Source organism: Deinococcus detaillensis (genome assembly GCF_007280555.1).
In the GTDB taxonomy this organism is placed as follows: Bacteria; Deinococcota; Deinococci; order Deinococcales; family Deinococcaceae; genus Deinococcus; species Deinococcus detaillensis.
Genome location: NZ_VKDB01000006.1, coordinates 104,541 through 126,088 on the forward strand (window position 1 = coordinate 104,541; position 21,548 = coordinate 126,088).

Annotated in this window: 22 protein-coding genes, 2 tRNA genes and 2 pseudogenes; 17 read left to right on the forward strand and 9 right to left on the reverse strand. The window is 56.0% G+C overall.

What is annotated here, in order from left to right; genetic code table 11:
- Nucleotides 1-34: 34 nt before the first annotated feature.
- From wbaP to FNU79_RS08160, 10 genes are all read left to right on the forward strand, one after another.
- The gene (gene wbaP / locus FNU79_RS08115; RefSeq protein WP_225429959.1) at nt 35-1,387 is read left to right on the forward strand and encodes an undecaprenyl-phosphate galactose phosphotransferase WbaP; all 1,353 of its coding nucleotides are present in this window, start codon (nt 35-37) and stop codon (nt 1,385-1,387) included.
- Nucleotides 1,388-1,392: 5 nt separating this feature from the next.
- Nucleotides 1,393-2,625 carry an oligosaccharide flippase family protein gene (locus FNU79_RS08120; RefSeq protein WP_143720365.1) on the forward strand — a complete coding sequence of 411 codons (1,233 nt, stop codon included), beginning with the start codon at nt 1,393-1,395 and terminating at the stop codon, nt 2,623-2,625.
- A 234-nt stretch (nt 2,626-2,859) separates the two neighbouring features.
- Complete coding sequence (locus FNU79_RS19415; RefSeq protein WP_225429960.1) at nt 2,860-3,273, forward strand: DapH/DapD/GlmU-related protein; 414 nt, start codon at nt 2,860-2,862, stop codon at nt 3,271-3,273.
- Nucleotides 3,263-4,003 carry a glycosyltransferase gene (locus FNU79_RS08130; RefSeq protein WP_185974648.1) on the forward strand — a complete coding sequence of 247 codons (741 nt, stop codon included), beginning with the start codon at nt 3,263-3,265 and terminating at the stop codon, nt 4,001-4,003. The genes FNU79_RS19415 and FNU79_RS08130 overlap by 11 nt, the downstream gene beginning before the upstream one ends.
- The gene (locus tag FNU79_RS08135; protein ID WP_143720368.1) at nt 4,000-5,289 is read left to right on the forward strand and encodes an oligosaccharide repeat unit polymerase; all 1,290 of its coding nucleotides are present in this window, start codon (nt 4,000-4,002) and stop codon (nt 5,287-5,289) included. Before FNU79_RS08130 ends, FNU79_RS08135 begins: the two co-directional genes overlap by 4 nt.
- Complete coding sequence (locus FNU79_RS08140) at nt 5,282-6,226, forward strand: glycosyltransferase family 2 protein (protein WP_143720369.1); 945 nt, start codon at nt 5,282-5,284, stop codon at nt 6,224-6,226. The genes FNU79_RS08135 and FNU79_RS08140 overlap by 8 nt, the downstream gene beginning before the upstream one ends.
- Entirely contained in the window at nt 6,223-7,263 is a 1,041-nt protein-coding gene (gene rfbB, locus FNU79_RS08145; RefSeq protein ID WP_143720370.1) for a dTDP-glucose 4,6-dehydratase, read from the forward strand. Before FNU79_RS08140 ends, rfbB begins: the two co-directional genes overlap by 4 nt.
- Nucleotides 7,260-8,162 carry a glucose-1-phosphate thymidylyltransferase RfbA gene (rfbA, locus tag FNU79_RS08150; protein WP_225429961.1) on the forward strand — a complete coding sequence of 301 codons (903 nt, stop codon included), beginning with the start codon at nt 7,260-7,262 and terminating at the stop codon, nt 8,160-8,162. Before rfbB ends, rfbA begins: the two co-directional genes overlap by 4 nt.
- Complete coding sequence (locus FNU79_RS08155) at nt 8,159-8,713, forward strand: dTDP-4-dehydrorhamnose 3,5-epimerase family protein (protein WP_143720372.1); 555 nt, start codon at nt 8,159-8,161, stop codon at nt 8,711-8,713. Before rfbA ends, FNU79_RS08155 begins: the two co-directional genes overlap by 4 nt.
- 38 nt (nt 8,714-8,751) lie before the next feature.
- Nucleotides 8,752-9,519, forward strand: a complete 768-nt coding sequence (locus tag FNU79_RS08160; RefSeq protein ID WP_225429962.1) for an SDR family oxidoreductase — start codon at nt 8,752-8,754, stop codon at nt 9,517-9,519.
- On the opposite strand, the gene FNU79_RS08165 is transcribed toward FNU79_RS08160, so the two are convergent.
- From FNU79_RS08165 to FNU79_RS08175, 3 genes are all read right to left on the reverse strand, one after another.
- A complete protein-coding gene (locus tag FNU79_RS08165; protein ID WP_143720373.1) occupies nt 9,500-10,417 on the reverse strand; it encodes a hypothetical protein in 918 nt (305 codons plus the stop codon). The two genes, FNU79_RS08160 and FNU79_RS08165, sit on opposite strands and share 20 nt — an antisense overlap.
- Nucleotides 10,410-11,603: an O-antigen ligase family protein gene (locus tag FNU79_RS08170; RefSeq protein ID WP_225429963.1), complete on the reverse strand. Its 1,194-nt coding sequence runs from the start codon at nt 11,601-11,603 to the stop codon at nt 10,410-10,412. Before FNU79_RS08170 ends, FNU79_RS08165 begins: the two co-directional genes overlap by 8 nt.
- Before the next feature lie 103 nt (nt 11,604-11,706).
- A tRNA-Glu gene (locus FNU79_RS08175) sits at nt 11,707-11,781 on the reverse strand.
- A gap of 382 nt (nt 11,782-12,163) precedes the next feature.
- Between FNU79_RS08175 and FNU79_RS08180 the strand changes: the two are divergent.
- Nucleotides 12,164-13,144: pseudogene (locus tag FNU79_RS08180) on the forward strand (phosphoglucomutase/phosphomannomutase family protein); the annotation flags it as partial.
- Nucleotides 13,121-13,462 (forward strand): phosphohexomutase domain-containing protein, encoded by a 342-nt coding sequence (locus FNU79_RS19645; protein ID WP_263862367.1) that lies wholly within the window; start codon nt 13,121-13,123, stop codon nt 13,460-13,462. The pseudogene FNU79_RS08180 and the gene FNU79_RS19645, both read left to right, overlap by 24 nt.
- 153 nt (nt 13,463-13,615) lie before the next feature.
- Here FNU79_RS19645 and FNU79_RS08185 read toward each other — a convergent pair.
- The 5 genes from FNU79_RS08185 to FNU79_RS08205 form a co-directional block, all read right to left on the reverse strand.
- A tRNA-Ser gene (locus FNU79_RS08185) sits at nt 13,616-13,705 on the reverse strand.
- Nucleotides 13,706-13,763: 58 nt separating this feature from the next.
- Nucleotides 13,764-14,318 (reverse strand): DUF402 domain-containing protein, encoded by a 555-nt coding sequence (locus tag FNU79_RS08190; RefSeq protein WP_225429965.1) that lies wholly within the window; start codon nt 14,316-14,318, stop codon nt 13,764-13,766.
- Complete coding sequence (locus FNU79_RS08195; RefSeq protein ID WP_143720374.1) at nt 14,312-14,908, reverse strand: formyltransferase family protein; 597 nt, start codon at nt 14,906-14,908, stop codon at nt 14,312-14,314. Before FNU79_RS08195 ends, FNU79_RS08190 begins: the two co-directional genes overlap by 7 nt.
- Nucleotides 14,909-14,956: 48 nt before the next feature.
- Nucleotides 14,957-16,321, reverse strand: coding sequence for a dipeptidase (locus FNU79_RS08200; protein WP_143720375.1), 1,365 nt, complete (start codon nt 16,319-16,321; stop codon nt 14,957-14,959).
- A 33-nt stretch (nt 16,322-16,354) separates the two neighbouring features.
- The gene (locus FNU79_RS08205; RefSeq protein WP_143720376.1) at nt 16,355-16,591 is read right to left on the reverse strand and encodes a hypothetical protein; all 237 of its coding nucleotides are present in this window, start codon (nt 16,589-16,591) and stop codon (nt 16,355-16,357) included.
- Nucleotides 16,592-16,638: 47 nt separating this feature from the next.
- Here FNU79_RS08205 and FNU79_RS08210 point away from each other — a divergent pair, with 47 nt between their 5' ends.
- The 3 genes and pseudogenes from FNU79_RS08210 to FNU79_RS08220 all read left to right on the forward strand — a co-directional run bounded on the left by FNU79_RS08210 (nt 16,639) and on the right by FNU79_RS08220 (nt 18,319).
- Nucleotides 16,639-16,992, forward strand: coding sequence for an inorganic pyrophosphatase (locus FNU79_RS08210; RefSeq protein ID WP_143720377.1), 354 nt, complete (start codon nt 16,639-16,641; stop codon nt 16,990-16,992).
- On the forward strand, nt 16,989-17,672 hold the full coding sequence (locus FNU79_RS08215) for an SDR family oxidoreductase (protein ID WP_143720378.1): 684 nt from the start codon (nt 16,989-16,991) through the stop codon (nt 17,670-17,672). Before FNU79_RS08210 ends, FNU79_RS08215 begins: the two co-directional genes overlap by 4 nt.
- A 14-nt stretch (nt 17,673-17,686) precedes the next feature.
- A pseudogene (locus tag FNU79_RS08220) lies at nt 17,687-18,319 on the forward strand (HAD family hydrolase).
- A gap of 57 nt (nt 18,320-18,376) precedes the next feature.
- Here FNU79_RS08220 and FNU79_RS08225 read toward each other — a convergent pair.
- Entirely contained in the window at nt 18,377-19,486 is a 1,110-nt protein-coding gene (locus FNU79_RS08225) for a peptidylprolyl isomerase (RefSeq protein ID WP_143720379.1), read from the reverse strand.
- Between the two features lie 139 nt (nt 19,487-19,625).
- On the opposite strand from FNU79_RS08225, the gene FNU79_RS08230 reads away from it, so the two are divergent.
- Complete coding sequence (locus FNU79_RS08230) at nt 19,626-20,699, forward strand: lipid II:glycine glycyltransferase FemX (protein WP_143720380.1); 1,074 nt, start codon at nt 19,626-19,628, stop codon at nt 20,697-20,699.
- Nucleotides 20,699-21,466: a shikimate dehydrogenase gene (locus tag FNU79_RS08235; protein ID WP_225429966.1), complete on the forward strand. Its 768-nt coding sequence runs from the start codon at nt 20,699-20,701 to the stop codon at nt 21,464-21,466. The genes FNU79_RS08230 and FNU79_RS08235 overlap by 1 nt, the downstream gene beginning before the upstream one ends.
- The last annotated feature ends 82 nt before the right edge of the window (nt 21,467-21,548 follow it).

The following is a 21,548-nucleotide window of genomic DNA, read 5'->3' on the forward strand; positions in this document are numbered from 1 at the left end:
TCTGTTGGGTCAGCGTGGAGTATCTCAAGGGGCAGTGCTGGCCTTAAGTGATATTTTGAGTGGTGTACTGTGCATTGGTTTTACTAATTTAGTATTGAGATTTTTTGGCAAGGTGAGTATCAACTGGGAGACAATCTTAATCTGGTTAGGTGTCTGGCTTTTCTGGCGCTTTTATCAAGGCCTTTATCCAGGTTATGGCAAATCGCCCCAAACGGAATTACGGCTCCATACGGTCAGTACGGTTCAGGTCTTGCTTGTTCAACTGGCAGCGGTGCTGGCTTTTGACCGGCTGGCCATTGGTGTGGGTGGAGTGGTAATTGCCTGGCTGCTGATTCTTCTGCTGGCCTTGCTGGTTCGTTACGGGGTGCGCTCACTCCTTATTCGGGCAGGCAACTTTGGACGGCCTGTCAGCATCATCGGTGCCGGTCAAACGGCAAGCCTTTTAATTGCTCACTTGCAAGCCAATCCTGCTTACGGGCTTATTCCCTTGGCGGCCTATGACGATAATCCGGTTTTGCAGGGAACGTTGTTGCATGGTGTTCCCATTCGGGGTTCAATCGAGCAAGCTTTAACTGATCCTCTTACCGAGCAGGCCTTGATTTCCATTCCCAGTGCTCGCGCAGAGACTCAGCAAAAGTTAGTTAATAGTGTTTACGCGGCGTTTCCTGTTACCTGGGTCGTCCCAGATCTGTTTGGCATTCCCAATCAGGGCCTCTTGCCACACAACATTGGAAGTATCGCTACTCTGGAGGTTCGCAATAATTTGCGGAGTCGGCGTTCTAAGATGGTGAAACGGACGATGGACTTGCTGGCCTCGGTGCTGGGTACACTTGTTATCTCCCCGATTCTGCTTGCGATTGCTATTGCGATTAAGGTAGACAGTCCCGGCCCCGCTGTTTACCGCGCCCGACGTCTGGGGCGTGACGGTAAGCTTTTTGATTGTTTCAAGTTTCGCAGTATGCACCGAGATGCGGAGGCTAAGTTACAAGAAGTTCTGTCTACTGATCCCCAGTTGAAAGCTGAGTTTGAAGCTACTCATAAGCTGAAAGATGATCCTAGAGTGACGCGGGTAGGAAACCTTCTGAGGAAGACCAGCTTGGACGAGTTTCCTCAGCTCTTTAATGTTATCGTGGGTGAGATGAGTTTGGTTGGGCCACGCCCTATTGTGGAAGCAGAAGTCGTCAAATATGGCGAAATATACACTGCATATAAGCAGGTGCGCCCAGGCATGACTGGCTACTGGCAAGCTAACGGCCGGAGCGACACAAGCTATAGCGAGCGTGTGGGCATGGACAGCTTCTATGTAACGAATTGGACACCTTGGCTAGATTTAGTGATTTTGATTCAAACAGTGAGGGTGGTACTTATGGGAAAGGGCGCATATTGAAAAATATGCCTAAGCTCTTAAGCTATCTGTCTCTTTATGGTGCTCATGGCCTAAAAGTATTCTCATTCATAATCTTGATCCCCCACTTTACATCTATCTTCCCAAAATCGGTTTGGGGCCAGATTTTAACTGTGCAAGCCTTGGCGTTGTGGTTCCAGATCATTATAGAGTATGGATTTAACCTGTCTGCGACCCGGAGTATATCGCGCGTCAAAGCTGACGAGCTGGCAATATCTTCACTAGTAGCAGGAGTTATGGGAGCGAAAATAATACTTTCGTTAATTGTCATTGCCCTATCTATTTTAAGCGTCTTATTTCTAGATAGCATTTCTGGCTTAGGTCACCTCGTTTTTTGCGCAACTGTTTTTGCTATTGCTCAAGGTTTTAATCCAATATGGTATTTCTTGGCCAGAGGTAAATTTACAGCTTATGCCTCGATAGACTTTATAAATAGGTTTCTTTATCTGGTAGCCTGTTTCTTCCTAATCAAGCATGAAAACCAAGGGCAAATGATATTTATCTACGGATCTTTGACTGCCTTATTTGCGAATATGTACGGATATTTTGTTATGAACAAACAAATTGGTCTCAAACTACCTGATTTATATAGCTCTCTAAGAGCTCTTAGGGAAGGAGCTGGGCTTTTCGCATTCGTGGGTATAACTAGTGTCTATACAACGCTCAATGTCGTAATTCTAGGTTTTTCGCAAAGCTCGTCGCTTGTCGCTTTATATGGTACTGCTGATAGAGTGGTTCGTGCGATTGGTGGAGTATTTGAGCCGCTGAATAGAATCGCCTACGCAAATTTATCTTATCTTTACCACGTAGACAGACAAAAAGCCATGATTTTATTGAGAAAATCCTCACTGACCTTGGCGCTTTTTGGTCTAGCTGTATTTATATTTGGTGAAACTTTTGCCTCCGCACTCATTAAACTATTTCTTCCAAATTATTTGGAGGCGACAGTTTATGTAAAAATCCTGCTTTTTTTCATACCTGTCCTGATACTCAATAACATATACGGACTTTATATTATGTTACCTAATAAGATGGATAGGCAATTCAATGTCTCGTTTATCGTGGCCAGCATTTTAAGTTTTATCGCCATGGTTTGGCTAATCCCCCGATATGGAGCCACTGCACTGGCTTGGATAACAGTCGCTACAGAAGGGCTAGCCTGTGTGTTTATGGTAATACAGGTTTCCGCTAGTGGAATTCTTACTGAAAAGGAAGTGTGATTTGTGATGATTAAATCTGCTCTAATCAAAATCAAGAACCGAGGCTTCAGATTTGTCTTTGGAAGGGTTTTTGATCGAATAGTGTCATATTCAGTTGCCTCAGCAAACAACTATAGCAAAGATTTTTATATACATCATAGCGTTATCTGGCAAGGCGGAAGGCACATAAAAGTAGGCAAGAGTTTTGTATCCGGACGTAATTGCCGAATAGAAGCCATACTAAACTATGCTGGGATGACCTTTATACCCCGTATAGAGTTCGGCGATAACGTAACACTCAATGACAATATCCATATCGGCTGTGCTAGGTCAGTTACCATAGGCAATAATGTGCTCATGGCAAGCAATATCTTCATAAGTGATCACAATCATGGGAAATATTCGGGGACAAATCAAGACAGCCCCTTAACTCCTCCAGAGCACCGTGATCTAGATGTTAGTGATGTGTTTATCGGAAACAACGTGTGGATCGGTGAATCTGCGAGCATCCTTCCTGGAGTTATCATTGGAGAAGGCTGTATCGTCGGAGCAAACAGCGTCGTCACGAAAGATATTCCGAAATTCTGTATAGTGGCCGGAAATCCCGCCAGAATCCTGAAATACTATGACGAAAAGAGTAGAGTGTGGAGAAGAGCTGATGACCGTTAAAGACACGTCGTCTATGAGGAATATGATAAGTGTATGCATGGCAACTTACAACGGGGAAAGACATATCGCTGAACAGCTTTCAAGTATCATCTCTCAAATCAGTGAGTACGATGAAATTGTGATTGTCGATGATTGTAGCAGTGATTTTACGCTGGAGATAGTGAGAGGATTCGATGATCCCAGAATACGGATATTTAGGAATTCAAAAAATTTGGGGGTCATCAGAACGTTTGAAAAAGCCATAGAGGAGTCGATCGGCGATCTGATATTCCTTAGTGATCAGGACGACGTTTGGATGCCTTGCAAAGTTCAAACATCATTAGAAATCTTCGACGGGCAACACGCTGATCTGATTTTAGCTGACGCATATATATTAGTCGATGGATCAGTACAACTGGACACTTTCTTTGAGTTTAGGAGATCATCTCTGGGATTTACCAGAAATTTCTTCAAAAACTCATTTGTAGGATGTTGCATGTCTTTCAGATCATCTATGAAAGATTATTTCCTTCCTTTCCCTGATATTATCTCCATGCACGATTTTTGGATAGGAGAAATCATCTCAGTTTTTGGAAGTGTTGTCAAAACAGATGAACGAATGATTTTATATCGTAGGCACGAGAATAACGTTACCGATATGTCGAGGTCATCTATTCCAAAAATCGTGGTGATGAGATTTAAGAATTTCTACGCGCTTTTTATAAGAATAGTAGGTATTAAATTCTTATGATTAATATCAAATTCTTCTTCAATCCATGGTTTCCGCTTTTTCTAAATTTTATACTGGGATTAATTGCTATATTTATTCCCAATTACTTTTATCTTTCAAGAATAAACGAGAAATCCATGATTACATTCAACCCACTAGTTTTTATGTGGATAACCGTATGTTGTGTGTTTTATGCAATTGGAGTCACAGTTTTCGATAAACTGGTTCCAACTGTTCGAGATAGTCGGCTACTAACGACTAAGAAACAGAGTCAAAAAGCAATCTACAGGATTATATTCTTGGTTCTGCTGGCTTCAGTTTTAAATCTTCTTGGCTTGATACAGCTCTACAAGATATTTGGCTTGTCAGGGCTTATTGATACAATTTTAGGTAGAGGGAGCACAGATCTTAGATTAACAGTATATTACGCCCTTAAAACAGTCAATACGGGCTGGGCTATAGCGTTCACGGTGCCCGTAATCTGTGTGGCTTACGTTTCATTAGTATTGACTAAAAATAGATTGTTGGGCTACATATTCTATCTGTTGCTGACTCTTCACTTTTTACTCATCGCTATGACTCAGACAAAAGGACCTGTACTTATAATTATATTCGCTCTAGTAGTGTGTGCATGGATGATGAAATATCCCAAAATGTTTTTAAGAAAAAGAGATCTTTTTTATATCCTGGTCGTATTGTTCCTTTCAGTAACCATCTTTTTGGTTTTACAGTCGAGGAGAAATGGGTTCGTTTTGTCCTACGAAGGATTTATAAACGAAATTGCTTCCTATACTGTAGTCTCTTTTAACAGACTTGCATATCTACTTTCTCATAAACTCACTATTCCCAATATGTTTGAAGGTTTCTGGACGAACAGATGGTTCTGGGGCTTACCTGGAGAACAATATACTGACCAAGTCTTGCACAATCTTCAATTTGATATTCCTACTGATGCCTTTAATGCTTGGCTTGACACTTTTAAGTCAGTTGCTCGCTCAGGACTGAACAGGGACTATATCTGGGTTACCACTTACGGCGAGGCTTTTGCTGACTATAGTTGGTTTGGCTGCCTATGGTTCTTACTTTATGGATTCTTTGCAAAATTTGCCTACCATGATATATTACTGGGAAATCTAAGGGCTTATGCACTCTACCCTTTTGTAATACAATGTAATTTTCAATGGTTTGCCGGTGCTAATATAGGTACAAGGGCGACCTTATTTTGCATCCTCATAAGTCTATTCCTAGGTATGAGAAGAGTAGTTTTTTCTACCAATAAGATGGAAGACGAGGGAAATTATGTCTAAACAAACAAAGGAAGACTACTTTAGATCCGTAACTATAGTACCGTACCTCGATTCGCCAGATGAAATGGACTTTTTGATTAGTCAACATAGCAATGCTTCACAACCAATAATTATATTGGACTCCGATTCTTCTATCGAGCCATCATGCAAGAATCTGGCTCTTCAATATGTCGTTATTGAGAAGAGACATTTTAATCATGGCAGCACTCGCAATCTCGGGGCAAAGCTGGCTCGCGAGCAAGATGCAGCGATTCTGGTATTCATGACACAGGATGCCCTGCCCACTGATACGCGTTGGCTTGAGGAACTCACCGCCCCTATTGCTTCTGGTGAGGCCGTCGCCACTTTTGCCCGGCAGTTGCCCAGGCCGGGTGCCTCGCTCCTTGAACAGTTCTCGCGTTATTTCAATTACCCAGATACCAGTCGCTCACGCAGACAATCTGATATCAAGCAACTGGGTGTTAAGGCATTCTTTTTCTCAAATGTCTGCTCAGCTGTGCGGGCCGATGTGTTCTGGGAGGTCGGCGGTTTTCCCGAAGATGTTATTATGAATGAAGATATGATGATGGCGGCCCAACTGTTATTGGCGGGCTACACCATCAAGTATGTGGCCGAATCGGAAGTCATTCATTCACATGATTACACCCTCAAGCAGCAATTTCGGCGCAACTTTGATGTCGGTGCTTTTTTTGCAGACGCTGGCCCACTTCTGGCAGGTGCGCGAGTTAGTGGCGAAGGATTGCGCTTTGTGCGTGAGCAGATGCGCTACGTAGTGCGGCATGGTCGTGCCGATCTGCTGCCACTGGTTGTTCTGGAGGCGGCAGCCAAGTTCACAGCGTTCCAATTGGGTAAGCGTCACACCCTTCTCCCACTTGGTATTAAGAAAAAACTGAGCATGCACAGTTACCACTGGGATCAATACAAGGAGACTCTATGACCCGACTTCATCCCATCAACCTTCTCGTTACCGGCGGCTGCGGCTTTATCGGCAGCAACTTCGTTCGTTACTGGATGCGGCAGCACCCTGAAAGCAAAGTCGTGGTCTATGACAAGCTGACGTATGCGGGCCGCAAAGAGAACCTGGCCGATCTGTGGGACAGCCCCAACCTCAGCCTGGTGGTGGGCGACATCGGCGATATGGACGCGGTGCGCCGCGCTTGCCAGGACAACGCCATTGATCTGATCGTCAATTTCGCCGCCGAAACCCACGTGGACCAGAGCATCCTGGGGCCGCTGGTCTTCACTGACACCAACGTGCGCGGCACCCACGTCCTGCTGGAAGTTGCCCGAGAACTCAGCATTCGGCTGCATCACATCAGCACCGATGAAGTGTACGGACACATCAGAGACGATCACCAGAGCGTGGAAACTGACGAACTCGCACCGCGCAGCCCTTACGCCGCTAGTAAAGCTGCCGCCGACCAACTGGTGCAGGCCTACGCCATCACCTACGGCATTCCCGTGACCATCACGCGCGGGGCCAACAACGTGGGGCCTTATCAGTATCCTGAGAAAGCCGTGCCGCTGTTCAGCACCAACGCCATTCTGAACGAGCCGATTCCGGTTTACGGCGACGGTTTGCAGATGCGCGACTACGCCCACGTTCACGATCACTGCACTGGCATTGAAACGGTGTTGCTGCGCGGCATCATCGGTGAAGTTTACAACGTCGGCACCGGACGCGAGATGACCAACCTGGAAATGGTGGACATCGTGCTGGACACGCTGGACAAGGATCACGCGCTGGTCAAGCACGTCACCGACCGGCCCGGCCATGACCGCCGCTACAGCATGAACGTGGATAAACTCAGGGCACTGGGCTGGCAACCCCAGTACGACCCCAAACAGGCGGTAGCTGAAGCGGCCAGATGGTACGCCGAGAACCGGACGTGGTGGGAGCCGATCCGCAGTGGCGAATTCCGCGAGTACTACGAAAAGCAGTACGCCGAGCGCTTGGCTGGAGCGGGTCAGTGACGGCAGCGGCCTCAAGTCGCAGGGGCATCATTTTGGCGGGTGGCAGCGGGACACGCCTTTATCCGGCGACGCTGGCGGTCAGCAAGCAGCTCCTCCCCATTTACGATAAGCCGATGATCTATTATCCGCTGACTACTTTAATGCTTGGCGGTATTCGCGAAATTCTGATTATCTCGACGCCTGAAGATACCCCGCGCTTCAAACAGCTTCTCGGCGACGGCTCGCAGTGGGGCATTGAACTTGAATACGCCGTGCAGCCGAAACCGGAAGGTCTGGCCCAAGCTTTCCTGATCGGCGAAGACTTTGTGCGGGACCATGACAGCGCCCTGATTCTCGGCGACAACATTTTTTACGGCAATGATCTTTCCGACTTGATGAACGCGGCCAACCAAAAAACGGAGGGAGCCACTGTCTTTGCTTATCAAGTCAGCGATCCGGAGCGGTACGGCGTCGTTGATTTCGACGATCAAGGTCGGGCAATTTCCTTGGAAGAAAAGCCAGCCAAGCCTAAATCGGATTTTGCGGTGACGGGCCTTTACTTCTACGATCAGAATATTGTCGAGATCGTGAAGGGGATTCGGCCCTCCGCACGCGGCGAGCTGGAAATCACCGACGTCAACATTCACTACCTGGAAGCGGGCTTGCTCGATGTTCAGTTGATGCGCCGGGGCTTTGCTTGGCTGGACACTGGCACGCACGAGAGCTTATTGGAAGCCAGCAGTTTTATTCAGACCATTGAACACCGGCAAGGCTTAAAAGTGGCCGCCCCCGAAGAAATCGCCTGGCGCAATCACTGGATCAGCACGGAAATGCTAATTGAGCAAGCCCAGAAGCTCGCCAAAAACAAATACGGCCAATATTTGCTGAAACTCAGCACCGAACACCGGAGCCAGTTATGACTGACCCAGACCACAAAATCAAGTTAGAAACTCAGTACGCCCAGGCGCTCAAGTTCGAGGCGTATCCCGCCGCGCCGCAGATCGAGGGCGTCTGGTTTCACGCGCTCAAGAAAAATCGTAGCGAGAATGGGGCCTTTATGGAGTACCTGCGCCTGGGTGACGGGGGCGTTGAGGGGTTGCCGGGCCAGCTCACGCCGCGTCAGATCAGCGTGTCGTGGGCGGCGGCGGGGCGCGTCAACGCCTTTCATATTCACGTCAAGGAAGAGCAGAACGAGATCTGGTGCGTGATCGGCGGGCAACTGATGATCTGGCTGGTGGATTGCCGTGAGAACAGCCCGACTGCTGGTGTGAAGCGCAAATTGGTCTTTAGCGGCGAGCAGCCGATGATGGTCTATATCCCCAGTGGCGTCGCACACGGTTACCAAGCTGGCGATCAGGGAGCGACGCTCATCTACGCGATGGACGCCCAATTCAACTTGGCCAACCCCAACGAAGGCCGCTTGCCGTGGAACTTTTTCGGTGACGATCTGTGGGCCGAGGACATGGGGTGAGGAGTGGAGTGGTCAACCGGAGGAGTGGCCCCATACGGGTGCTGCCCACGACGACAGTTCGTTCACGACGACAAGTCAAAATCCTGATCACTGGCGGTAGTGGGCGGCTTGGAACAGAGCTGCGCGACCTCATTCCTGACTTGGTTGCGCCCAGCAGCGCCGAACTCAACTTGACTGACGCTCAGAGTGTGTTGGAAGTGGTTCGCCGCGAACAGCCGGACATCATTGTTCATACGGCGGCCTACACCAATGTGGGCGGCGCAGAGAAAGAGCGGGCCAAGTGCTGGGCGGTGAATGTGGAAGGAACGCGCCATATCGCTCAGGCGGCCAATGAAGTCGGCGCGAAGCTGGTTCATATCAGCACCGATTACGTGTTCGACGGCCAAACCGGGAATTACCAGGAAGACGACACGATGGGGCCAGTCGTCAACTATTATTCGCTGACCAAGCTGGTGGCCGAGGAAGCTGCCCGCGCCGCCGGGTCACACCTCATCATTCGCACCAGCTTCCGCCCCCGCGAGTTCGCTTATCCGGTGGCATTTAGCGACGTCTTTACCGGCCAAGATTACGTGGACATTATCGCCCCGGAGGTCGCCTTGGCCGTCCAGCACGCCCTAGTAATCTCAGATGAGGTGCTGCATATTGCCACCGAACGCAAAAGTGTTTATGAGCTGGCCCGCCGCCGCAAGCCGGATGTGCGTGAAGGAACGCGGGCCGAAGCAGGCGTGACCTTACCCGGAGACGTGAGCTTGAATACGGGGCGGTGGGAAGTCTTAAAAGCCGAGCTTACGAACGCCGAAGCCTGAACAGCAGCAGCCACAGCAAACCGATAAGTAGCGCCGTCACCAGACCGAGCAGCAGGACATTATTTTGAATGCTCGGCGCTGCATCTTTGATCTGTAATTGCTGGACGTAGAACTGGACATCAGGGCCGTCTTTGGCAGTCGTGGGGAATGGTTGGGCAGAAGGGGGAACGATGCTACTCACTCGCAAAACGTGGACCTGATAGCTGTTCAGTTCGAGCCTGGGCAGATTGAAGCTGCCGACCAGCAAGTTGCCTGGTTGCTGGCTCGGAAGTGTGTGTACGGATTTTCCGTCCACTGTGAACGTGAAACCCTGTTTTTCAAACCGGCGCAGCAGCTTGTAACTCACCGTCGATGGGCCGGACTCCGCGAAGATTCTCTCCAATCCCTGTGCGCCTGCCGAGCTGTAAGCGGTGCCGACCGAGCTGGAGGGCTGGGGACCATATAAAACCTGTGCTTGTGTTTGCAGCGGCTGAAAGGAAACCAAGTTTAAACTGATAGATATATCGCTGCTGTCATTCTTGGCGAAGGGTTGTCCCTCACCGCCTAAATTGCTTCGGTTAGTCAGGAATTCGAGTTGATTGGTTCCTTGCTTTGCGTCAATGAGTAACTGGGATTTGAACTCACCGGGCATCTTTGGACGATGCGTGGCACGAAAGATCACGTCGCCATTGAGTATTAACTTGATCCACTGGCCCTCGTAAGGCAACGAAAGTTTGACATCAAGCTCAACTTGCTGCTGGGTGGTCGAGCTGAAGATAAGCTTGGCTTGCTTGCCTAGCAGCCAGCGCCCCCACGGTTCCTGACCACGGAAGTTGATTTGCTTGACTGGGCTGAGTTGCAACGTGCTGTCAAAAGTCGGCACGGTGTTCGCTAGAGTTACGGGGGCAAGGTCAGCCATTGATCTTCACGACCTGCGTGCTGCGCCAAACGCTGATCCCCAGCACCACCCACCACAATTCGGCGAAATGCGGGCTCGGTACGGCGACCACCACGTCCACGAAATTCATGGCGGTGTAACCGAATAGCACGGCGATCAGCAGTGGGTCGCGGCTTTTGGCGGCGGCCCAGAGCCCATAACCGTATACCAGCAGCAAACCGCTCAGGCCGATTACGCCCGTTTCCATCAACCACTGGAGCCAAGCGTTGTGGGCAATCAGCCACATGCCGCTGAAACTGCTGAGCCATTCGGGGCACTGAATTTGATTGGCGGTCAAAATGGGGTTGAGTTGGCAACCGCCCTTGAACAAGTAGGTCAAGTAAGGCCCGCCCTGATAAGCGCCCACGCCGCCGATGGGGGAGGTCTGCCAAGCGGCGTAAGCGTCGTCCCAGACAAAATTGCGTCCGCTGGCTTGATCGTCAAGTAGGCGCAGAATCGGCGTGATCTTGAGTTTTAAGGTGCTGACCGCGAAGATAGCGGCGGCCACGACGCCCAGCGGAATGAGCACCCAGCGGCGCATTCCCCGCTCTCCGGCGAGGAGCAAGGCTGCCATGCTGCCGACCACCAAAGCCAGCGTCGGCCCCCTGCTACCGGCTGCCAGCAGGGTGGCAATGGCCAGCAACCCTGCCGCGACACGCCACCAGATTGCCCCGCCGCGCCAGAACATGATGAGCCACAGGGCGATGACGGCCAGCAAACCCAGCGACACGGTGTAATAGTAAGGATGACTCAGCCGGGCCATGATGCCCGCCACTCCCTGTGTATAAAGGCTGTAACCCCAAGCCGTCAGGAAAATGACCACTTCTCCCCACAGCAGCGGGCGCAGATGGCGGCTGTCTTGTAGATACACCCCCGCCGCGATCATCGCTAAAATTTCGAGGGTGCGGATGCCGGCGAAGCCGAGCGAGAGCAGTGGGTTGGGGGTAAAAAGGGCCGCGACAATTTGCGAGGCAGCAAAGTAAAACAAGATCCAGCGGGCAACAAGTGGCAGACGCCGCAGCGATCCCAGCGCCGCAAAGGCCACCAAGTAAAAGAACGGCACCACCGGAACGGCGGCGATCAGCCAAGGCAGCCAACGCGGAGGAGAAGTGGCCGTGCTGGAGGGAACAGGCCCGGAAGGCGTGGACGAGTGAGCGGGCAAAGACACACCTGACAGTATTTCACGAAGTCGGGAAAGGAGAGCGGCGCGGCGTGAATTCAGCAAGTAAAAAAAGCTCCGCCCTGCACGTGGCAAAGGGCGGAGGCAAAGGTGGTGACCCCAACGGGATTCGAACCCGTATCGCTACCTTGAAAGGGTAGTGTCCTAACCGTTAGACGATGGGGCCACACCTGTCGGATCTAAAAACGCACCTTTGGGAATCGTTTTTTTCGCCGCCCTTTCAAGGGGTGCTTTTCAGCACGGAAGGAATGATAGTGGGGAAAGTCGGTTCTGTCAACTGCGCTGGTTGTGCTTGACGACTTGGGGAGCGAGCTTTGGGCAGCAGCAGCGCGATTTGCTAGGCTATGGACGCGAGATTTGCAGCCGTGCCACTCAGGGTTTTTTGGCGGCGGCAGTGAGTCATCCAAAACAGCACTGGAGAAACAGCTATGTCCATCAAATTTGGAACCGACGGCTGGCGAGACATCATCGCCGAGGATTTTACCTACGCCAATCTGCGAACGGTAGCGCAGGCCCACGCCTAGGCGCTCAGAGCGGCGGGCGGCAGCTCGGTGGTGGTGGGCTTTGATCCGCGTTTTGGGGGCCGCGACTTTGCCCGCGTGGTGGCCGAAACGCTGTCGCAGCAGGGCTTAGGGGTCTGGCTGGCGAGCGAGTATCTGCCCACACCTGCCCTTTCATTCGCGGCGCTGCATTTGGGCGCGGCGGGCGGCGTCATGATTACGGCTTCTCACAACCCGCCGCAGTACAGCGGCTACAAGCTCAAGGGGTCTTACGGTGGCAGCGCCACGCCCGCGATGGTGGCCGAAGTGGAAGCCACCCTCGCGCAGCCTGAGCCTTACAACGGGCCAGCCGGTAACATTCAGCCGCTGGACATCCGTGAAGCGTACTTCGGGCAGCTTGACCGTCAGCTCGATTTGAGCGCTCTCCGGGCTTACCGAGGCGTGGTGTATCACGATGCGATGGGAGGCGCGGCGGCGGGCTGGCTGAGCGCTTACGTGCGGAGTCGGCGGTTTGGCTTTGAGTTGCGCGAGGTGCGTGGCGAGCCGGATCCGCTGTTCGGCGGCGTCAATCCTGAGCCGATTCCGCAGAACCTAACGGCGCTGATGGACACCCTCGGCCGTGAGACGGGCCGAACGTTCGCCGTCATCACCGATGGGGACGCCGACCGGGTGGGAGCGGTCACGGCGGGCGGGCAGTTTTTCAACAGCCACCAGATCTTCGCGGTGTTCATCCAGCACCTCTACGGGCGCGGTCTGCGGGGACGGGTCGTCAAAACGGTGTCGGGTAGCCGGATAATCGAGTTGCTGACCCACAAGCTGGGCCTTGAACTTCTGGAAACGCCAGTGGGATTCAAGTACATCACCGACGCCTTTTTGGAAGGGCAAGCCGACGAAACAAAAGCCGTAATGATCGGCGGCGAGGAGTCCGGCGGCTTGTCGTCACGCGGCCACATTCCTGAGCGTGACGGCCTGCTCAACAGCCTCCTGCTGATCGAAGCGGTGGCCATGAGCGGCAAGAGCCTCGGCGAGCTGTTCGCGGACATCGAAGCGGAAGTCGACTTCAAACACGTGTATGACCGCAACGACCTGCATCTAAGCGTCACCTTCGACAAAGCCCAATTGCTCAGCCGGGCGGCGGCGTACCGCGAAGTGGCGGGCCACGCCGTGGAGAGTGTCAACACCCGCGACGGCGTGAAGCTCACTCTCGCGGGCGGCGCGTCGGCAATGTTCCGGCCTTCCGGCACCGAGCCGGTGGTGCGCGTTTATGTGGAAGCCCAGAGCGCGGGCGACGTGAAAGCCATTTTGGACGAAGCTACGCGGCGGGTGCAGGCGCTGGATAACGGCTGAGCGGCGGCGGCGCAGGCTCGCCGTGTCGAGGGCTCAAAGCGGGCGCGGCTGGCTTCCTCAACCTGTTTGCCGCAGGCACGTTCTGTCAGCGCCAAACAGAAGTGGGCCGCCTTCAACTTGAGGCGGCCCACTTCATTTCCTGTATCTAGCTTTTGGCGGAACGGGAGGGATTCGAACCCTCGATAAGCTTGCACCTATACACGCTTTCCAGGCGTGCTCCTTCAACCACTCGGACACCGTTCCAGCGCCAAGCAAGTTAGCGCTTTATGGGGTGAAGATGCAAGTCCCTGCCTGGCCCGCGCTAGGTGTAAGGGTCTTGGAGGTAGCGGCGCAGCACGTCCAAAGGAGCGAACGTGTGGGCCTTGAGGCCGCTCAGCACGGCGTGTGCCCCGCTCCATGCGGCGGTGTACTGCTTGGGCAAGATGTGGCCCAGCCGCAGGGCTTCATCGAGTTCGTCTTCGTCCAGCACTTCGGTTTTGGTGACGTGCCACTCGCCGCCCGGCTGCACCTCTACCATCCCTACCACGTCCAAATAGAGATCGTCTATCCATGGTAGGCCCTCAGCACCAACGCCACTCGCCTCGCCGATGTCTATGTAGAGCTGCCGAATGTGCCCCGCCTCGTCGAGTTGGAGGGTCAGGGCGTGCTTGGCCGCTGTAGGCGCGTAATGCACCCAGCGGTAGCCGGTGTCCAGAATCCGCAGGGTGCGGTTCTCAAACGGCACCACCAGCGGGCTGTGGACTTCACCTGCCCGGTAATCAACGATCACGCCGCTGGGCACCACCAAAGTGGTTTGCTCGCCCCCGCCCACCACCCGCTGCCAATTGCGGCGGTCAAAGACTTTGCGTTTCAGCATGCTGGCGTTTCGCGGGCGGCCGAAAGTGCTCCGAGCGCCTGAATCATCAGCGGGCCTTCGCTGGCCTGTACGCGGGCACGCAGGCTCGCCACCGTGTCGTCCGGCAGGACCGCCACTCGCGACTGCGCCACGATGGGGCCTTCGTCTATGCCCGCTTCCACCTGATGCACGGTTGCGCCGCTGACACGTTCGCCCGCCGCCAGCACCGCTGCGTGAACCAGGTCGCCGTACATGCCGCGCCCGCCGTACTTGGGCAGCAAGCTGGGATGCACGTTGAGGACGCGCTGCTTATACGCACTGAGCGTGAGTGGGCCGAGTTCGCGCATATAGCCGCTCAGAATGACGGTGTCAATTTGGTGAGCGCGGAGAGATTTCAAGATGGCCGCGTCCAACTCGGCAGCATCGGCATAAGCCGCGCCGCTGAGGTGAAGGCGGGGCAGCTTGATCTCGGCGGCCCACCGCATCACCGCCGACGCGCTGTTGTTGCTGATGAGCAGGGCAGGGGTGGCGTCCAGCTCACCCGCCGCGCAGGCCGCCACCACCGCCCGCGCCGTGCTGCCTCCGTGCGAGGAGAGAAAGCCGATCTTCACGGGGTTTTCCGAACAAACTGGCCCCGCTCCTTAGCTTTTGCTGCTCCCTTACTCAACCTGCGCCAGCTCCTGAAGCAAGTAAGCGCTGGTCAAAATGCCGTTGTGGTAATCCTTCACCGCGAAGCTCTCGTTGGGGCTGTGCGGAGCGTCTTCGTTGAGGCCAAAGTCGACCAAGACCACCGGCGCTTTGAGAATTTCTCTGAAGGCCGCCACAATCGGAATCGAGCCGCCGCCGCGCGTGAAGGCGGGCGCTTTGCCGTAAACCTGCTGGAGCGCTTTGCCCGCCGCCCGCACGTAAGGGTTGTCGAGGTCGATTTTGACCGGTTGGCCGCCGTGCAGCGCCCGCACTTCCACCTTGACGCCTGCGGGGGCAATCTTCGGAACGTAGTCCTGAATGAGTTTGGTGATGTTCTCCGTGTCTTGGCCGGGCACCAGCCGCATGCTGATTTTGGCTCCGGCTTTGGCGGCGATCACGGTTTTGCTGCCCTCGCCCTGATAGCCGCCCCAAATGCCATTGACATCCAGCGTCGGGCGTGCCCAGATTCTTTCCAAAGTTGTGTAGCCCGCTTCGCCGGGAAGTCCTGCGGCGTCGATGCTGGCGGCAAACTCGGCGTCGCTGTGCGGCAAGCTGGCCCACAGGTCGCGTTCTTCTTGGGTGATTTCGTCAATGCCGTCATAAAAGCCCGGAATGGTGATGCGGCCCTGCTCGTCTTTGAGCTTACTGATGATTTCGGCCAGGGCGTTGATCGGGTTGGGTGCAACGCCGCCGTAGCTGCCGCTGTGGAGGTCGCGGTTTGCGCCCTGTACCAGCACTTCCACGTAACTCAGCCCGCGCAGGCCGTAGGTCACGGTCGGCACGTCCGGCGCGAAGCGCGAGCCGTCAGAAATCACGATCACATCGCACTTGAGCTGCTCGGCGTACTGCTGCAAGTACGGCTCCAAATTCTTGCTGCCGACTTCTTCTTCGCCTTCCAGCAAAAATTTGACGTTGAGGGGGAGCTCGCCCGATGCCAGCAGCAACTCCACGCCGCGAATGTGGGCGTAGGCTTGGCCCTTGTCGTCGGTGGAGCCGCGTGCGTAGATACGGCCATTTCGCACGGTGGGTTCAAACGGGGGTGTCAGCCATTCTTCAATCGGGGCTTCGGGCTGCACGTCGTAGTGGCCGTATATCAGTACGGTGGGCTTGGCCGGATCGCTCAGGTGCTCGGCGTAGACCACCGGATGCCCGTCTGTGGCTTCCACACGGGCCGTGAAGCCTAAGGTGGCGAGCTTGGCCTGCAAGTACTCGGCGGCCCGCCGCATATCGCCTACGTGGCTGGGATCGGCGCTGACACTAGGAATACGCAGCAGCTCGAAGAGTTCGTTGTTGGCACTGGTTTGCTCCGCTTCGGAAAGCACAAAAGTTGGATTCATGACTGCGATTCTACGCCGCAGCGAGGGCAGAGGTCAGCTCCCGCCCTGAAGTTTGGCATTGACGATCCGTTCATTGCCGCGCCGGTAATTGCCAGTGGCGCGGGCGAGAAGCTGTTGCTGAGCGTCGATGTCTTCAGCGGCGCTGAGCGCTCGGAGCAGTTTTTCGGCCCGCTGACCGCCCAACACCATCACGACATTCAGGCCGCGCGAAATCCGCAGCCGCCCGTCTTTGGTGGCCTGAAAGGTAAACGGATCGTCGCTGAGGCCCATTGGCTAGACTCTAGCTTAGAGCGCGGCCCAGCTTGTACCCTCTGGCTATGCGTCCCGATCTCACTTCTTACCTCGGCCAAACCGTGCGGGTGGTGGTTGACCGGCCCCTCGGCAGCCGCCACCCGCGCTGGCCCGGTCTCATTTACCCGGTCAACTCTGGCGAACTTCCCCAGACGCTCAGCGGCGACGGGCTGCCCATAGACGCTTACTTGCTGGGCTGGACAACCCCGCTGGCCGAAGCACAGGGCGTGGTGGTGGCCGTCGTGGTGCGCCGGAACGATACCGAAGACAAACTGATCGTGGCCCGCCCCAGCACGGTTTGGACAGACGCGGAGCTGCTGGCAGCCGTGGAGTTCCAAGAGCGCTTTTTTGTCTCGGAGCTGGTTAGACTGCCCTCATGATTGCAACCACACTCATCACCGGAGCCAGCGGCGACATCGGCTCGGCATTGGCCCAGGCTTGCCGCGACCACCGCCTGATCTTGCAAGGCCGTGACGAAGCCAAACTGAGCGCTCTGTGCGCCGAATTGCCCAACGCCCGCCCGCTGCTGCTCGATCTGGCGCGGCCTGAGACGTTTGCGGCGGCGCTCGCAGACTTGCCCCCACTGACCAACTTGATTCACAACGCCGGAACGGTGGAACTCGGCCCAGTTGCCGAGCAAGACCACAGCGTTTGGACCAACACCCTGGCCGTCAACGTGGTGGCTCCCGCCGAGCTGACCCGTTTGCTGCTCCCCAATTTGCGCCAGATGCGCGGCTGCGTGGTCTTTATCAACTCCGGCGCGGGCCTGAGTGCCAGCGCGGGCTGGAGCAGTTACGCCGCCAGCAAGTTCGCGCTGCGGGCGCTGGCTGACGCCCTGCGGGCTGAGGAGAGCGGGGCGGGCCTGCGCGTCACCAGTATTTATCCGGGCCGCACCGCCAGCGCCATGCAGCAAAAAGTGCGGCGGCAAGAAGGCGAAACCTACGACGCTGAAACGTTCATCCAGCCGCAGACGCTGGCCCAAACCGTGCGCTTCGTGCTGGACGCGCCCAGAGACATTCTGCTGAGCGACGTCACGGCCCGCTCTACCGGAGGAGCCTGAGCTTCAGGGCCGTCATTTTTGATCTGGACGGCACCCTGCATGACCGCTCAGCCACTCTTGCCGAGTACCTGCTGGGCCACGTGGAGCGCTTTGACTTGCCGAGCGGGTACGCTGAGCGCTTCACCGAGCTGGACGATTTTGGCTACTACCCCAAGCCGGAGGTGTTCGCGGCGCTGGTGGCCGAGTATCAGCTTGTACACGATCCTGCTGTCCTCTTTGCCGACTTCAGAGAACACAAATTGGGGGCCGTCAAGCTGATGGTGGGCGCTCACGAAGTCTTGGCCGAACTGCGGTGGCGTGGCCTCAAGATTGGGGTGCTGACCAACGGCCGCACCACCATGTAGCACGGCGTGATGGAGCGTCTCGGTTTGCTGCCGCTCGTCGACGACCTGATCATCAGTGGGGCCGCCGGAATTGCCAAGCCCGACCCGCGCATTTATGAGCTGGCCCTTGAGCGGCTGTGCGTCCCGGCAGGCAAGACGTTGTTCGTCGGAGACTCGCCGCGCAACGACATTGCTGGGCCGCAGGCGGCGGGAATGCGGGCCGCGTACCTGCCTACCAGCCACCCGCTGCCCTCAGGTACCGTGCCGGACTTTGTCCTGAGCCGCTTGGCCGATGTGCTGGCGCTGATAGATCCATCAATTTGAAAACTGAAAACCGCCCACCTCGATTTGAAGTGAGCGGCTTGAAATAAAGGAGGGAGTTTAAGGTGCGGAAGGCGCGGTGGTGGGCGCAGCGTCTGTCGGGGCAGCGTCATCCGTCGGCGCGGGGGCGGCGGGCAAGCGGTCGGCGTAAGTCGTCACCTTGAGGCGGTTGACTTGAGCGTCCAAATACTTCTGGGCGGCTTCACCGGCCAATTGGTCGCGGATTTGGCTGTCCACTTCGCTCAGTGGCGCGGTTCCGGCGTCGGTGCGCTTGGTCACGACCAACACGTGATACCCGAACTGTGACTTGACCAGCTGAACCTGGTTGAGCGGCCCCTCGAAGCTGGCCTTGTCGAATTCCGGTACGGTATCGCCCGGTGCGAGGCAGCCGAGGTCGCCGCCCTGCACGGCGCTGCCGGGGTCTTTGGACTGGGCCGCCGCGATTTTGGCGAAGTCGCCGCCCGCCGCGAGGTCTTTGACGATCTGCTGCGCTTCGGCTTCGGTAGGCACCAAAATGTGCTTGACGCAGGCCTCGGCCTTGCGGGTAAAGCTGGCTTTGTTGAGGCTGTAAAATCCGGCGACCAACGAATCGCTGAATTTGAAGCGCGTCTGAATGCTCTTGAGATAAGCGGCCACGATCTGCTGCTCTTGCAGCGACTGGCGGTAATCGGCTTCGTCGGCAAAGCCGCTGCCCTGAAGCGCGGTATCAAATTCCTCTTTGCTGGGAAACTGGCCTTGGTCGGTGGTGAGTTGGGTATCGATGGCCGCGTCGTCACTTTTGAATCCGGCTTTTTTGGCAAGTTGCAAGGTGGCCTGCTGACGGGAAAAAGTGGTCAAAAACTGCGGCTTGAACTGATTGAACGAGCTTTCCATATCGCTGCTGTAGGGCATGCCCTGCGAGTTGGCGCTGCGGGCCACCGCCATGCGGAACGAGCGGTCAAAGTCGGCCATGGTGTAGTCGGTGCCGCCCACCGTCGCCACTACGGTGGTGGGATCGGTTTCCGGCAGAGCGGGCGCGGCAGTGGGAGCGGGCGCAGTGGTGGCAGGCGCGGTGGTAGCGGGCGCGGCAGCAGGTGCGGGCGTTGCGGGCAGAGTAGGCGCAGGCGTGGTGGCCTGAGCCGCCGCCAGCGAGGTGAGAGCCAGCAGGGCAGTCAACAGATATTTTTTCACTTGCTCACTTTAGCGTTCCAAAGACTGCTTTGCTTTGAGCCAGCCTCCATTCTTCGGCGGCTTTGCCGGGTGCTGTTTTGGGCCGCCTGATTTGATCCGGCAAAGTCACCCTTACTGCTTGCCTGCTACAATCCTGACCGTGCCTTTAGAGCTACTTCCTACCCAAGACGCCCGCGCTTACGACGAAGTGGTGGCCCGCCTGCCTGTCACCAGCGCCCTGCAAGGCTGGGGCTACGGTGAGGCCCGCCGCGAACTCGGCCAGGTGCCGACGCGCTACTTCATCCGAGATCAGGGGCAGATCGTCGGAGCGCTCCAACTTATCCGCAAGCGGTTGGTGCCGGGTTTCGATTTGCTCTACGCGCCGCGCGGCCCGGTGCTGAGCAGTATGGCCCAGCTTCCCGACCTCGCGCCTGCCCTGCGCAAACTGGCGCGGCCCACCGACACCCTCATCAAAATCGAGCCGCCGTTTGCCCGCACCCCCGAACTGATTCCCGAACAGATCGGCCCTTGGCGGCGCACCGAAGCCGAGCAGCCCGAGCACACCATTACCGTTAATCTGATGCGCCCGCCCGCTGAGCTGCTCAAGAACCTGCACAGCATGGCGCGGCGCAATGTCAAGACCGCTCAGAAATTTGGGGTGGAAGTGGTGTCGGGCGGCGAGGAACTGTTCGAAGAGTTCTGGACGATCTTCACCGCCACCAACGAACGTGCCCAGCTCGGCGCGTTTCCCAAGAGCTATTACCTGACCATGTTGCGCTCGGGGGCCAGTGGAGGGGGCGACGCTTACATCGTGCTGGCGCGGCACGAGGGGCGGGCGCTGGCGGGGGGCTTTTTTCTGGCGATGGGTGCGGCCACCAATTACCTGTTCGGCGGCAGCATCAAAGATGACCGGCCTGCTGAGGGCAGCGGCGCTGAGGGTGCTGAGCGCAAAGACGCCAAAGCCCCCACTGCCTTTTACTGGGGCGCGATGCAAGACGCCCAGCAGCGCGGCTACCGCAGCTTTGATTTCTGGGGTATTCCGCGCAAACTCGATGAGGGCAAACACAGCTTCGGGGTCTACCGCATGAAAGAAAACTTCGGCGGCGAAAAAGTCTGGTTTCCCGGCTACGAATTGCCGCTCAGCCCGCTGGCTCCGTTGATTGTGCGCGGCCTGCGCTGGCGCAAAACCCAAAACAACCTCCGCAAACGCGGCAGCGCTGAGGACGTGTTGTAATGGCCCTGATGCAAGGCGAGGGCGCTCTGGCACTGATCGGCTATTCCGCTGCCGCTGCCCGCGCCCTGCGCGAATTCGGCCTGGTGACGCTCGGCGTGCCTGCCGCGCCTTTGCCGGAAGTGCTGAGCGCCTGCGAATCGCTGGGCTTTGCCGGAGCGCTGCTGCATCCCAGCTTGCAGGCCCAGGCCGCTGAGCAAGTCCAGCTTGATCCCGACGCCCGCCGCGCCGGACTGACCGACGCGCTGGCCTTTACCGGCGGGCCGCGCGGCACCTACGCCGCTCCCGAAGCGCTGCTGAGCGCCGTGCAGGAAAGCAGTTACGCCGCCAGAGGAGCGCACGCCGTCCTGATCGGCTCGGCTGCCGATTTACGCTTGGGACTGGGGCTGGCCCGTATGGGCTTCAAGGCCATCACGGTGGTTGCCGACTCGCACCGCGAAGCCGAAGCGATGTCGCGTGATCTGCCAGCGGGTCTGGCGGCTTTCGCTCTGACGCGCCAAGACGCTGCTCTGCGCGGCCTTGCTGAAAAGGCCGACTTCTTGGTCATCACGGGCGGCACTTTGCCGAGCCATCTGGTACAGCCTTACCACACCGTCCTTGACTTGAGCGGCAAAGCGGGCCGCGAAGTGCAGCGGGTGGGAGCCACTTTACTGAGCCTTCCAGACTTTCCGGCCCGCGTGCTGGCGCGGCAGCTTGAACATGCCAGCGGTCAGCGCTTCCGGCCTGACCTGCTGGCTGAAGTGGCGGCAACTTTGGCGGCTGAAGCTTAGAACACCGCTCTGCTAGCCCCTTTCGCCGTTTGTCTGGTTTCTAACAGACCTGATTCAAGATGAGCTGTACAATAAAAAACCT